This is a genomic window from Sinomonas terricola (genome assembly GCF_034931225.1).
GTDB lineage: Bacteria > Actinomycetota > Actinomycetes > Actinomycetales > Micrococcaceae > Sinomonas > Sinomonas terricola.
In genome coordinates this window covers 89,669-101,870 of sequence record NZ_JAYGGQ010000018.1, presented here as the reverse complement: position 1 = coordinate 101,870, position 12,202 = coordinate 89,669, and the positions used below count along the sequence as shown (strand labels likewise).

General features: G+C 68.7%; 12 protein-coding genes. All 12 read right to left on the bottom strand.

The annotated features are described in order from the left end of the window. Positions 1-116: 116 nt before the first annotated feature. The 12 genes from nrdR to ftsZ all read right to left on the bottom strand — a co-directional run bounded on the left by nrdR (position 117) and on the right by ftsZ (position 12,101). Positions 117-581, bottom strand: coding sequence for a transcriptional regulator NrdR (gene nrdR, locus SPF06_RS19450; RefSeq protein WP_323280805.1), 465 nt, complete (start codon positions 579-581; stop codon positions 117-119). A gap of 87 nt (positions 582-668) precedes the next feature. Next, positions 669-2,027: a histidinol dehydrogenase gene (gene hisD / locus SPF06_RS19445; RefSeq protein WP_428985808.1), complete on the bottom strand. Its 1,359-nt coding sequence runs from the start codon at positions 2,025-2,027 to the stop codon at positions 669-671. A 72-nt stretch (positions 2,028-2,099) separates the two neighbouring features. Beyond that, complete coding sequence (locus tag SPF06_RS19440; RefSeq protein ID WP_323280803.1) at positions 2,100-2,588, bottom strand: hypothetical protein; 489 nt, start codon at positions 2,586-2,588, stop codon at positions 2,100-2,102. Then, the gene (gene dnaE, locus SPF06_RS19435) at positions 2,581-6,117 is read right to left on the bottom strand and encodes a DNA polymerase III subunit alpha (RefSeq protein ID WP_323280802.1); all 3,537 of its coding nucleotides are present in this window, start codon (positions 6,115-6,117) and stop codon (positions 2,581-2,583) included. The genes SPF06_RS19440 and dnaE overlap by 8 nt, the downstream gene beginning before the upstream one ends. Before the next feature lie 30 nt (positions 6,118-6,147). Next, complete coding sequence (locus tag SPF06_RS19430) at positions 6,148-7,074, bottom strand: RluA family pseudouridine synthase (protein WP_323280801.1); 927 nt, start codon at positions 7,072-7,074, stop codon at positions 6,148-6,150. Continuing rightward, positions 7,067-7,663, bottom strand: coding sequence for a signal peptidase II (gene lspA / locus SPF06_RS19425; RefSeq protein WP_428985805.1), 597 nt, complete (start codon positions 7,661-7,663; stop codon positions 7,067-7,069). The genes SPF06_RS19430 and lspA overlap by 8 nt, the downstream gene beginning before the upstream one ends. Positions 7,664-7,733: 70 nt before the next feature. Then, positions 7,734-8,375: a DivIVA domain-containing protein gene (locus SPF06_RS19420; protein ID WP_323280800.1), complete on the bottom strand. Its 642-nt coding sequence runs from the start codon at positions 8,373-8,375 to the stop codon at positions 7,734-7,736. 137 nt (positions 8,376-8,512) lie between these two features. Further along, complete coding sequence (locus SPF06_RS19415) at positions 8,513-8,800, bottom strand: YggT family protein (protein WP_323280799.1); 288 nt, start codon at positions 8,798-8,800, stop codon at positions 8,513-8,515. Positions 8,801-8,808: 8 nt separating this feature from the next. After that, complete coding sequence (locus SPF06_RS19410; protein WP_323280798.1) at positions 8,809-9,339, bottom strand: cell division protein SepF; 531 nt, start codon at positions 9,337-9,339, stop codon at positions 8,809-8,811. A 74-nt stretch (positions 9,340-9,413) separates the two neighbouring features. Next, positions 9,414-10,157 carry a YggS family pyridoxal phosphate-dependent enzyme gene (locus SPF06_RS19405; protein ID WP_323280797.1) on the bottom strand — a complete coding sequence of 248 codons (744 nt, stop codon included), beginning with the start codon at positions 10,155-10,157 and terminating at the stop codon, positions 9,414-9,416. Further along, positions 10,150-10,890 (bottom strand): purine nucleoside phosphorylase YfiH/LACC1 family protein, encoded by a 741-nt coding sequence (locus SPF06_RS19400; protein ID WP_323280796.1) that lies wholly within the window; start codon positions 10,888-10,890, stop codon positions 10,150-10,152. Before SPF06_RS19400 ends, SPF06_RS19405 begins: the two co-directional genes overlap by 8 nt. Then, positions 10,887-12,101, bottom strand: a complete 1,215-nt coding sequence (ftsZ, locus tag SPF06_RS19395; RefSeq protein WP_323280795.1) for a cell division protein FtsZ — start codon at positions 12,099-12,101, stop codon at positions 10,887-10,889. The genes SPF06_RS19400 and ftsZ overlap by 4 nt, the downstream gene beginning before the upstream one ends. Positions 12,102-12,202: the final 101 nt, after the last annotated feature.

The window sequence follows — 12,202 nt, the reverse complement described above, 5'->3', positions numbered from 1 at the left end:
GGGGGGCGCCCCGCTGCCGGCCGCACCCCACCAACCCCCCCACCCGTCCGCCCCCCCCCCCCCCCCCCCCCGGCCCGCCCCCCCCCCCGGGGGGGGCGCCCGCGGCCGTTCTGCTGCTACTCGGAGAGGCTTTCCACCTGCTCCGAGCGGAGCAGGGCGATCGCAGCCTCGAAGTCCTCGAGCGACTCGAAGGACTGATACACGCTCGCGAACCGCAGATAGGCCACGTGGTCGAGCTTCCGGAGCGGCCCGAGGATCGCGAGGCCGACCTCGTGCGCCTTGATCTCGGCGGCACCGCTCGCGCGCACGGCCTCTTCGACTTCCTGCGCGAGGAGCGCGAGGTCATCCTCGGTCACTGGGCGGCCTTGGCACGCCTTGCGCACGCCGTTGATGACCTTCGAACGGCTGAACGGCTCGCCGACCCCCGAGCGTTTGATGACCGTGAGGCTCGTCGTCTCGATGGTCGTGAACCGTCGCCCGCATTGGGGGCACTGCCTGCGCCGGCGGATTGCGGCGCCGTCGTCCTGAATCCGGCTGTCGACGACGCGTGAGTCCGGATTGCGGCAGAAAGGGCAGTACATCCTCTGATTCTATGGGGTACGCCTGAGGTCACCAACGCTCGATCACCAGATGTAGTGGTCTCCCCCACTAGGTGAGGTGGTTGGCGGTCAGCGAAAGCGCCGGTCCACGGCGTCGCCGTGGGCGGGAAGGTCTTCTGCGTCCGCGAGGCTCCGGATGTGCCCGGCGACTTCGGCGAGGGCCCCCTCGCTGTAGTCGATCACCTGGACGGCCTTGAGGAAGGTCGTGACATTGAGCCCGGACGAGAAGACGGCTGTTCCGCTCGTGGGAAGCACGTGGTTGGAACCCGCCGAATAGTCGCCCAGGCTCACGGGGCTGTAGGCGCCCACGAAGATGGCGCCCGCGTTCTGGATGCGGGCAGCCACCGCGCCGGGGGCGGCCGTCATGATCTCGAGGTGCTCGGCAGCATAGGCGTCGCATACGGCGATGCCGGCGTCGACGTCGTCCACGAGCACCGCGCCGGACTGGCGCCCCGAGAGCGCGGCGAGCACGCGCTCTCGATGCTTCGTCCCCTCCACCTGGGCCGCGAGGTGCTCTCGCACGGCCTCGACGAGCTCGGGCGAGTCCGTCACGAGCACCGACCCCGCCCTCGTGTCGTGCTCGGCCTGGCTGATGAGGTCGGCCGCCACGAGCTCGGGCCGCGCGGTCGCATCAGCGAGGATGGCGATCTCGGTTGGCCCCGCCTCCGCGTCGATGCCGACAACGCCCTTGACCAGGCGCTTCGCCGTCGCGACGAAGATGTTCCCCGGACCGGTCACGACGTCCACCGGCTCGATCGCCGGAAGGGCCCCCATGGCGTCCTCTCGTGCCGGAATCCCGTAGGCGAAGGAGATGACAGCCTGCGCGCCGCCGATCGCGTAGACCTCGTCGATGCCGAGCAGGGCCGCCGCGGCAAGGATCGTGGGGTGCGGCAGGCCTCCGTTGTCCTTCTGGGGCGGGGACGCGAGCGCGATCGAGCCGACGCCCGCGGCCTGCGCCGGGACGACGTTCATGACGACCGACGACGGGTAGACGGCAAGCCCGCCCGGAACGTACAACCCGACGCGCCGCACGGGAACCCACCGCTGGGTGACGGTCGCCCCATCGCCGGGCCGCACGGTCACGTCGCCGGGGCGCTGCGCCTCGGCGAAGACGCGTGCCCGGCGGATCGACTCCTCGAGGGCCGTCCGGACCCCCGCATCGAGCGAAGCGAGCGCGTCGGCGATCGCCGGGGCCGGGACGCGCGGGTGGCGCTGGACGACGCCGTCGAACTTCTCGGCGAGGAGCGAGAGGGCCGCGAAGCCACCCGAGCGGACGTCGGCGATGATGCCGCGCACGGTGTCCTCGACGGCACTGCCCTGATCGGCCTCGAGACGCGGCACGATGGCCCGAAGCTCGGCGAGGCTGAAGCTGCCGCCCCTCAGGTCGATCGTGCGGAAGTCGAGGGCGGGGGCTGGCGATGTCACCAGCCCAGTCTACGGTCCCGCGAGCCCTGATGCCGCGTCGGAGACGGGGGCGGCGAGCCCAGCCCGAGGGGTGGGCTAGGGGCGGGTGGGCGGGGACCAGAGAATGCTCGCGAGGCCGAGGACGACGACGGCGACAATCGCTGGCCAGAGCGCGAGGGCGCTGAGCGCCTGGAGCCCAAACGCGGAGCCGTCGACGCTCGGATCAGACCTGAGCGAGCCCCACACCCGGGCCAGCCCCGCACCGGTGAGCCACATGAGCAGGCTTCCCGCGCCCGAGCCGACGAGCGCCGCGAGGGACCGTCCGGCGAAGCCGAAGCGGTCGTGCGCCCGGACGACGAAGACTACGACGCAGACCGCCGCGAGCGCAGCAAGCCCCGCAAAGGCGAAGTCGCGAGCAAGCCACGCGGCGTAGTCGGAGCCGTCGCCGTAAAGGCGGCCGCCCGGCGCCGCGAGCCACCAGACGAACCCCAGGACGGGTCCTGCCAGCGTGGGGGCGAGGAGCCAACGGAGCATCGTTCCGGGACGCGGCCAGACCGGGTGGGCGGCTTCGCGAGACTCAGACATCGAGGCACGCGGGCCCGAGGAGGACCTTGAGGTCTCCGAACAGGGCAGGATTCGGGTTCACCCGCAGGTGCACGCCGAGCTTCATGACCTCGATGCTCCGGGTTCCATGGAGGCGCAGCTGGACCTCGCTGTGGCCGGGGTGCGTCTTGAGCACCTCGCCGAGCCTGGTCACGACGCGTTCGGTCGCCTTGTGCGTCGGCATCGAGATGACGACGGGGCCTGTGCCCGCCTGGCTCAGATCCGGCACGGTAAGTTCCATGCAGCTCAGGGTCACCGCGCCGTCGTCTCTGCGCTGGAGGCGACCCTTGACCACGACGATGAGGTCTTCGGCGAGGATCGACGAAATCGGCCCGTAGACCTGGCCGAAGAACATGACCTCCATGGAAGCGCCGAGGTCCTCGATCTCAGCCCTCGCATACGCGTTCCCGCTCGCCTTCGCGATGCGCCGGCTGAGCGACGTGATCATGCCGGCGATCGTGACGATGGCGCCGTCCTGCGGCCCCTCGTCGGAGATGAGGTGGGAGATCGCGTGGTCGGCGTGGCCCTCGAGCACGCCTTCGAGGCCCTGGAGCGGGTGGTCGGAGACGTAGAGGCCGAGCATGTCGCGCTCGAACGCGAGGCGGTCCTTCTTCTCCCACTCCGGCAGGGCCGGGATCTCGACGGCGAGCCCCGCCGAGAGCTCGCCGTCTCCCCCGCCGTCGAACGCGCTGAAGAGGTCGAACTGGTTCGCCGCCTCGTTGCGCTTCAAGGTGATGACGGCGTCGACCGCCTCCTCGTGGATCATCGCGAGGGCCCGCCGGGGATGGCCGAGGGAGTCGAACGCCCCCGCCTTGATGAGCGATTCAATCGTGCGCTTGTTGCAGACGACGGCGGGAACCTTCTGGAGGAAGTCGCTGAAGCCGGCGAACGCCCCCTTCTCCTCGCGGGCCTCAACCATCGAGTGGACGACGTTCGCGCCGACGTTGCGGATCGCGCCCATGCCGAAGCGGATGTCGTTCCCGACCGGGGTGAAGTTGAGTGCAGACTCGTTGACGTCCGGCGGCAGAACGGTGATGCCCATGCGCCGGCACTCGTTGAGGTACATCGCGCACTTGTCCTTGTCGTCGCCCACGGACGTCAGGAGGGCCGCCATGTATTCGGCGGGATAGTGGGCCTTGAGATACGCCGTCCAGTACGAGACGACACCGTAGGCGGCCGAGTGGGCCTTGTTGAACGCGTAGTCGGAGAACGGCAGCAGGATGTCCCACAGCGTCTTGACCGCTTCGCCCGAATAGCCGCGCTCGCGCATGCCTGCGGAGAAGCCCTCGAACTGCTTGTCGAGCTCGGACTTCTTCTTCTTGCCCATGGCGCGCCGGAGGATGTCGGCCTGGCCCAGTGAGTAGCCCGCGAGCTTCTGCGCAATGGCCATGACCTGTTCCTGGTACACGATCAGGCCGAACGTTCCGCCCAGGATGTCCTCGAGCGGCTCGGCCAGCTCGGGGTGAATCGGCGTGATCTCCTGCTGGCCGTTCTTGCGCAGGGCATAGTTCGTGTGGGCGTTCGCCCCCATGGGGCCTGGACGGTAGAGGGCGAGGACGGCGGAGATGTCCTCGAAGTTGTCGGGGCGCATGAGCTTGAGCAGCGACCGCATGGGCCCGCCGTCGAGCTGGAACACGCCAAGCGTGTCACCTCTCGCGAGCAGCTCGTAGGACGCGGCGTCGTCGAGCTCGAGCCGCTCGAGGTCGAGCTCGTGCCCGCGGTTGAGCTTGATGTTGTCGAGCGCGTCCGTGATGATCGTGAGGTTCCTCAGGCCGAGGAAGTCCATCTTGATCAGGCCGAGGCCCTCGCAGGTCGGGTAGTCGAACTGCGTGATGACCTGGCCGTCCTGCTCGCGGCGCATGATCGGGATGATGTCGATGAGCGGATGCGAGGACATGATGACGCCGGCCGCGTGGACGCCCCACTGGCGCTTGAGGCCCTCGAGCCCGAGCGCCGTCTCGAAGACCCGCTGCGCGTCCGCGTCCGAGCGCAGCAGCTCGCGCATCTCCTCGGCCTCGCCATAGCGCTTCGCCTCGGGGTTGTGGATGTCCACGAGCGGCATGCCCTTGCCCATGACGTCCGGCGGCATCGCCTTTGTGAGTCGCTCGCCCACCGAGAACGGGTAGCCGAGTACTCGGGACGAGTCCTTGAGGGCCTGCTTGGCCTTGATCGTGCCGTAGGTGACGATCATCGCCACGCGGTCGTCGCCATACTTCTCCGTGACGTACTTGATGACCTCGGGGCGGCGGCGATCATCGAAGTCGACGTCGAAGTCGGGCATCGAGACGCGGTCCGGGTTGAGGAAGCGTTCGAAGATGAGGCCGTGCGCGAGCGGGTTGAGGTCGGTGATGCGCATCGCATATGCGGCCATGGACCCAGCGCCCGAGCCACGGCCCGGGCCGACGCGGATCCCGTGGTCCTTGGCCCAGTTGATGAAGTCGGCGACGACGAGGAAGTAGCCCGGGAAGCCCATCTGCGTGATGATGCCGATCTCGTACTCGGCCTGCTTGCGGACTTCGTCCGGAATCCCGCCCGGGAAGCGGTAGTGGAGGCCGCGTTCGACTTCCTTGACGAACCACGACTCCTCGTTCTCCCCCTCCGGGCAGGGGTACCGGGGCATGTAGCTCGCCTTGGTGTTGAACTCGACGTCGCAGCGCTCGGCGATGAGCAGCGTGTTGTCGCATGCCTCGGGATGCTCGCTGAAGATCGCACGCATCTCAGCCGGAGACTTGAGGTAGAACTCGTCGGCGTCGAACTTGAAGCGCTTGGGGTCGGCGAGGTTCGAGCCGGACTGGACGCAGAGGAGGGCCGCGTGGCTCGACGCATCCTCCGCGTGAGTGTAGTGGAGGTCGTTCGTCGCGACGAGCGGAAGGCCGAGGTCTTTCGCGAGCTTGATGAGATCGGCCTGGACGCCTCGTTCGATCTCAAGCCCGTGGTCCATGAGCTCGCAGTAGAAGTTGTCGTGGCCGAAGATGTCGCGGAACTCCGCCGCCGCCTCCCGCGCTTCCCGGTACAGGCCGAGGCGCAGCTTCGTCTGGACCTCGCCGGACGGGCACCCCGTCGTTGCGATGAGGCCCTTGCCGTACGTCTGGAGGAGCTCGCGGTCCATGCGCGGCTTGTACAGGTACCCTTCGAGGGACGCGAGCGAGGACATCCGGAAGAGGTTGTGCATGCCCTGGGTGTTCTCGGCCCACATGGTCATGTGGGTGTAGGCGCCGGCACCCGAGACGTCGTCTCGCCCGCCGTCGCCCCAGCGCACACGGGTCTTGTCCTGCCGCGCCGTCCCCGGGGTGAGATAGGCTTCGACCCCCACGATGGGCTTGATCCCGGCGTCGTTCGCCTTCCTCCAGAAGTCGAACGCTCCGAAGACGAAGCCGTGGTCCGTCGTCGCAAGGGCGTTCATGCCCAGTTCTGCAGCGTGGCCGAACAAGTCGCCGAGCCGTGCTGCGCCGTCGAGCATCGAGTACTCGGTGTGGTTGTGGAGGTGGACGAACGAACCTGCGGAGCTCACCGCACCAGTCTAGGCTCGAGCCCCGACAGCTCAGTGTCGGCCACTCCGGAGGGCCTCGATCGCGTATTGGAGATCAGCCGGGTACGGGCTCGTTGCCTCAACCCATTCGCCAGTACGGGGATGCGCGAAGCCGAGCCGACGCGCGTGCAGCCACTGCCGCGTAAGGCCGAGCTCTGCTGCGAGGCGGGGATCGGCTCCGTACGTGAGGTCGCCCGCACACGGGTGATGCAGCGCGGAGAAATGCACGCGGATCTGATGCGTGCGCCCGGTTTCGAGGTGGACCTCGACGAGGCTCGCGCGTCCGAAGGCCTCGAGCACCTCGTAATGAGTCACGGAGGCCCGCCCGTCCTCGACGACCGCGAAGCGCCAATCGTAGCCGGGGTGGCGGCCGATGGGGGCGTCGATGGTGCCCTCGAGCGGGTCCGGGAGGCCTTGGACGACGGCGTGGTACACCTTGTCGACGGTGCGCTCCTTGAAGGCGCGCTTGAGGACCGTGTACGCGTGCTCGGTCTTCGCGACGACCATCGCGCCCGACGTTCCGACGTCGAGGCGATGCACGATCCCCGCCCGCTCGGGCGCACCGGAGGTCGAGATGCGGAAGCCGTCCGCCGCGAGGCCTCCCACGACCGTCGGCCCGACCCACCCGGGCGAGGGATGCGCGGCGACGCCCACGGGCTTGTCCACGACGACGAAGTCATCGTCGTCGAGGAGGATGTCCAGGCCGTCCACGTGCTCCACCACCACTTCCAGGGGATCGCGCCGCTCGGGCGCGTCGATGACAATCTCGTCGCCGGCAGCGAGCCGATCCGACTTGGCGAGGGCCCGTCCGCCGCAGCTCGCATGCCCGCCCGCGAGGAGCTGTGCGGCGGCGGACCGCGAAACCCCGAGCAGGGCGGCCAGGCCGGCGTCCGCGCGCAGCCCGGCCAGCTCCTCGGGAACGATGTGCTGCTCAGACACCCGGATCCTCGCCCGCGGCCCCGTGCTCCGCCGAGCGGGACTTCCCGTGCCGGCTTCCATCGGCCCCGATGCCCAGAAGGGTCAGGAGGCAGATGAGAGCAACCCCGGTGACAACGCACGAATCCGCGACGTTGAAGATCGCGAAATTGGGCAGCTGGATGAAGTCCACCACGTGCCCCATGCCGAACGACGGCTCGCGGAACAGGCGGTCCGTCAGGTTGCCGAGCGCCCCGCCGAGCACGAGCCCCAGGGCGGCGGCCCAGCCGAGCGACCGCACCCTGCGCGCATACAGGATGATGGCCACGGAGACGACCGTCATGATGATGCTGAAAACCCACGTGACGTTCTCGCCGATGGAGAAGGCCGCACCTGAGTTGCGGATGTAATACCAGTGCAGAAGCGGGGGGAGGACGGCGATCCGCTCCCCTTCCGCCATCGCGCTCGTGACCCAGAGCTTGGTGAGCTGGTCGAACGCGTACGCGACGACGGCGAGGGCTGCGAGGAGCGCGATGGCGCGTCCCGAAACGCGGCGATGGCCGCTCGACGACCGCGCGCGCCCCTGTGACGGGGTCACCGAAGAGTTTTCCATACTGCTTTCCGTTGGCATGCCGAAGCCGGCGGCCGCTTATGCGCGGCCGCCGGCCAGAAGGCTCGGGGTCTCAGACCTCGGCGTTGTCGGGGATCTCGCTCGACACCACGGAGCCGCGGGCGTCGAGATCGCGGAGCTGGCCCTCGATGTAGGCCTTGAGGCGAGCACGGTAGTCGCGCTCGAAGCCGCGGAGCTGCTCGACCTTGCGCTCAAGGACGGAACGCTGCTGCTCGAGGGCGCCGAGCGTCTTGCGCGACTTCTCCTGCGCCTCGCTCACGAGGCTGCTTGCCTCGATCTGGGCCTCGGCGATGATCTTGTCGCGCTGGTCCACGCCGTCCTGGACGTGCTTGTCGTGCATCTGCTGGGCCATCGCGAGGAGGCCCGCGGCAGACTCGGCGGTCTGGGCGTGCACGGCGGGCGCCGCCGCAGGAGCCGGAGCGGCCGCAGCAACGACCGGCGCGGGCTCGGGCTTGGCGACCTCGACCGGCTTGGCCTCTTCCGCGGCGGGCTTCTCGGGCGCAGCGACGGGCGCTCCGCCCTTCGAGGTGAGCTCGGCGACCTTCTTGCGAAGCTCGTCGTTCTCCTGGTTCAGGCGGCGAAGCTCGATGACGATCTCGTCAAGGAAGTCATCAACCTCGTCCTGGTCGTAGCCCTCGCGGAACTTGGTCGGCTGGAAACGCTTGTTGACGACATCTTCTGGCGTCAGAGCCATCTGCTCACCTCTTTGGTCTAGTCAGTCAGGGGCTTGCGCCACCGTGACTACGGTAACTGACGTGCGCCCGGTAGCTCCACTTGGGCCGCCCGCACACGCGGGCTTCCTGAGGTGTCCCCGGAACATTTGCTAAGAACCTACGCGAGATTCCGAACGATAGCCATAGCGATATACACCGCGATCACGAGGATCAGAAAAGCGATATCGAGACTTATCGCACCGAGATGAATCGGTTTGAAGATCCTTCTCGAGAGCCGCATGGGAGGGTCCGTCACCGCGTAGACCGCACTCGCCGCGACGAGCGAAACGCCCCGTGGCCGCCACGAACGGGCAAACGACTGGACCCAGTCGAAGACCAGCCTCGCGATGAGAGCCACCAGGAACAGCTCTAGCACGAGGAAGACCACGGCCCACAGAATGCCCATTCCGGAACTCAGCTCTGGTTGAAGAAGCTCGCCTGGCTCTCGCTGACGTTCTTGTCCTCGCCGAGAACCTCAATCGTCGACGGCGTCAGCAGGAAGACCTTGTTCGTCACACGCTCAATGCTCCCGTGCAGACCGAAGACAAGTCCAGCGGAGAAGTCGACGAGGCGCTTGGCATCCGCCTCGCCCATGTCGGTGACGTTCATGATGACGGGGATGCCGTCGCGGAAGCTCTCGCCGATGACCTTGGCATCGTTGTACGAGCGTGGGTGGACGGTGGTGATCTGGCGCAGCCCGGCGTCTTCGCGCACGGCCGCGGCACGCTTGATGGGGGTCACGGGGGCCCGATACTCCTCAACCTCGGATGACGCGGGTTCGCGGGTGGAAAACGCCTGGCGGCGTTCGTCGCGCTCGGTGTGCACCGGCTTGTCCTCTTCCGTACGTGTAGCTTCCGTGCGGACGTGCTGGGGCTCGGCCTCGAACTGCTCATCGCTGTCTGCGAGGCCGAGGTAAACCATCGTCTTCCGCATAACTCCGGCCATGCTCGACTCCTGTACTCGGGCCGCGCGGTCCTCATGCACCGGGTCCCGGCCCTGAAGGTCCCGACTCTTCGACGCTACAGCACACGTGGCCGGGGACCGAGCACATCCGTGCCGATCCGAACGTGTGTCGCGCCTGCCTCGATTGCCTCCTCGAGGTCCTGGCTCATGCCCGCCGAGACCATCGTCGCCTCCGGATGTTCCCCGCGCAGGAGGGCCGAGCATTCGGCCAGCCGGGCGAACGCGCGCCGCGGCTCCCCGCCGCGCGGAGCGACGGCCATGACCCCCGCAAGCCGGAGGCCCTCGGACGATCCGATGAGGTCCGCGAGGCCGAGAACCTCCCCCGGCAGCGCGCCTCCACGGCCCGATTCGGCCTGCGGATCGAGATTGACCTGGACGAGGCACGCAAGCGGAGGGCGCCCGGCCCGCGACGGCTCGCCGGCCACGGCCTTGGCGAGCGCGGCGACGAGCGACGCGCGGTCCACCGAGTGGACAACATCGGCATAGCGGATGACGCTTTTGGCCTTGTTGGTCTGGAGCTGGCCGATGAAGTGCCACGTGAGGCCGAGGCTTGCGAGCTCGGCCGCCTTGATCGAGGCCTCCTGATCGCGGCTCTCGCCGACGTCCGTGACGTCGAGTTCGGCGAGGACCCGCACGTCGTCGGCCGGGTGGAACTTCGTCACGACGATGAGCTCAGGCTGATCGGATCGGCCGGCGGCGCGCGCCGCCTCCAGGATGCGGGCTCGGATCCGGGCAAGATTCGACGCGAGCTGCTCACGCCGGGCAGCGCTGTGGTCCGGTTGTCCGGCATTCTCAGCCATGCGCCCACACCACCCCCGCGAAGCGTCCCTCGCCGGGCGCACGCCGGTGCGAGAAGAGCCGGGGCTCCTGGAACGTGCAGGCCATCGCGTCCTTGTGGACCGGGACGCCGAGCCCGTCGAGCTGGGCCTCGACTCCTGCGGAAAGGTCGAGGGCAGGCGTTCCCCATGACGTGGTCGACGCCGTTCCAGGGACCTTCCCCTCGATCTCGTCGCGGAGCGCCGCGGGCACCTCGTAGCAGCGCCCGCAGATGCTTGGCCCGATCCACGCCTCAATGCCTTGCGCGCCCGCCTCGCGGAGGGCGTCGACGGCGGAGGCTACGATGCCGGCCGCGAGCCCCGCACGGCCCGCATGGACGGCCCCGAGCGCGGGCCGGCCGTCCGGGAACTCCCCCGCGAGGAGGATCGGCACGCAGTCGGCCACCATGACGGCGACGGGAAGCCCCCGGGAAAGGAGCGCGTCGGCCACCGGCAGGTCGCCCGAGCCTTCGGCCCATACGGATCGATCCCCGTGCTCCTGCTCCATGTAGCGGACCCTGTCGACGCCCGCCGCGACCGCGAGGGCCGCGCGGTGGCGACGGACGCCGTCGTCGTCCGTTCCCACGTGGAAGGCGAGATTCCCCGCCGAAACCTGGGTGAACGCGGCAGTGACGCCGGGACGGATGTCCCGGCGCCACCAGAAGATGTGCTCTGCCCCGGCGCTGCCGAGGCCGCTCGCATCCGCGCCGAACGTCACTTGAGGAAGTCGGGCACGTCGAGGTCGTCTCGCGAGCCGGTGAGGTCGTGCTCGACGACGGCCGGGAGCTCGACGTCGAAACCCGAGTCGGCGTGCGACCCCGCGGAAGACTGGCTCCACTGGCTCAGTCCCGCGTGCACGGGCGTAGGCTGCGCCACCGGGCGCGGCGCGGCAGGAGCCACCGGCGCCGGCTGGGCAGCGGCAGCAGCCGCAGCCTGGGCGGCGGCCTTGGCCTGAGTGTCCTCGAGCGACGGCGAGGTGGCCTTGACGTCGTCGAAGCCGGCCGCGATGACGGTCACGCGGGCCTCGTCGCCGAGCGCGTCGTCGATGACCGCACCGAAGATGATGTTCGCCTCGGGGTGAGCAACCTCCTGGACAAGGCGCGCGGCCTCGTTGATCTCGAAGAGGCCGAGGTCGCTGCCGCCCTGGATCGAGAGGAGCACGCCGTGGGCCCCATCGATCGACGCCTCGAGCAGAGGGGAGGCGATCGCGAGCTCGGCAGCCTTGACGGCGCGATCCTCGCCGCGCGCCGAGCCGATTCCCATGAGGGCCGAGCCCGCGCCCTGCATGACGGACTTGACGTCCGCGAAGTCGAGGTTGATGAGGCCCGGGGTCGTGATGAGGTCGGTGATGCCCTGGACACCCGAGAGGAGCACCTGGTCGGCCGAGCGGAACGCGTCGAGGACGGAGACGTTGCGGTCGCTGATCGAGAGCAGGCGGTCGTTGGGGATGACGATGAGCGTGTCGACCTCGTCGCGGAGCGCCTCGATGCCGTTCTCGGCCGACGTCGCGCGGCGGCGGCCCTCGAACGTGAACGGGCGCGTGACGACACCGATCGTGAGGGCGCCGAGCGAGCGCGCGATCCGGGCCACGACCGGAGCGCCGCCCGTTCCCGTGCCGCCGCCCTCGCCCGCCGTGACGAAGACCATGTCTGCCCCACGGAGCACCTCTTCGATCTCGTCCGCGTGGTCCTCCGCCGCCTGGCGTCCGACCTCGGGGTTGGCGCCCGCGCCGAGCCCGCGGGTGAGCTCCCGGCCGACGTCGAGCTTGACGTCCGCGTCGCTCATGAGCAGCGCCTGGGCGTCCGTGTTGATGGCGATGAATTCGACTCCTCGCAGACCGACTTCGATCATGCGGTTGACTGCGTTCACGCCACCGCCGCCGATGCCGACGACCTTGATGACGGCCAAGTAGTTCTGCGGTGCTGCCACGTTGAGTGTCCCTTGTTCGAAAGCCTGCTGATCTGCAAGAGGTTTGAATCCCACAACCTTAACCCTCAAGTCGAAGGTTATAGTTATGTCAACTAGCTCTT

What these genes read in the sequence shown, in the direction of transcription:
- SPF06_RS19405 (WP_323280797.1), bottom strand. Translation starts at nt 10,157, where the DNA reads ATGGCTGAGAATGCCGGACAACCGGACCACAGCGCTGCCCGGCGTGAG.
- nrdR (WP_323280805.1), bottom strand. Translation starts at nt 581, where the DNA reads ATGTACTGCCCTTTCTGCCGCAATCCGGACTCACGCGTCGTCGACAGC.
- SPF06_RS19410 (WP_323280798.1), bottom strand. Translation starts at nt 9,339, where the DNA reads ATGGCCGGAGTTATGCGGAAGACGATGGTTTACCTCGGCCTCGCAGAC.
- lspA (WP_428985805.1), bottom strand. Translation starts at nt 7,663, where the DNA reads ATGGAAAACTCTTCGGTGACCCCGTCACAGGGGCGCGCGCGGTCGTCG.
- SPF06_RS19415 (WP_323280799.1), bottom strand. Translation starts at nt 8,800, where the DNA reads ATGGGCATTCTGTGGGCCGTGGTCTTCCTCGTGCTAGAGCTGTTCCTG.
- SPF06_RS19420 (WP_323280800.1), bottom strand. Translation starts at nt 8,375, where the DNA reads ATGGCTCTGACGCCAGAAGATGTCGTCAACAAGCGTTTCCAGCCGACC.
- SPF06_RS19440 (WP_323280803.1), bottom strand. Translation starts at nt 2,588, where the DNA reads ATGTCTGAGTCTCGCGAAGCCGCCCACCCGGTCTGGCCGCGTCCCGGA.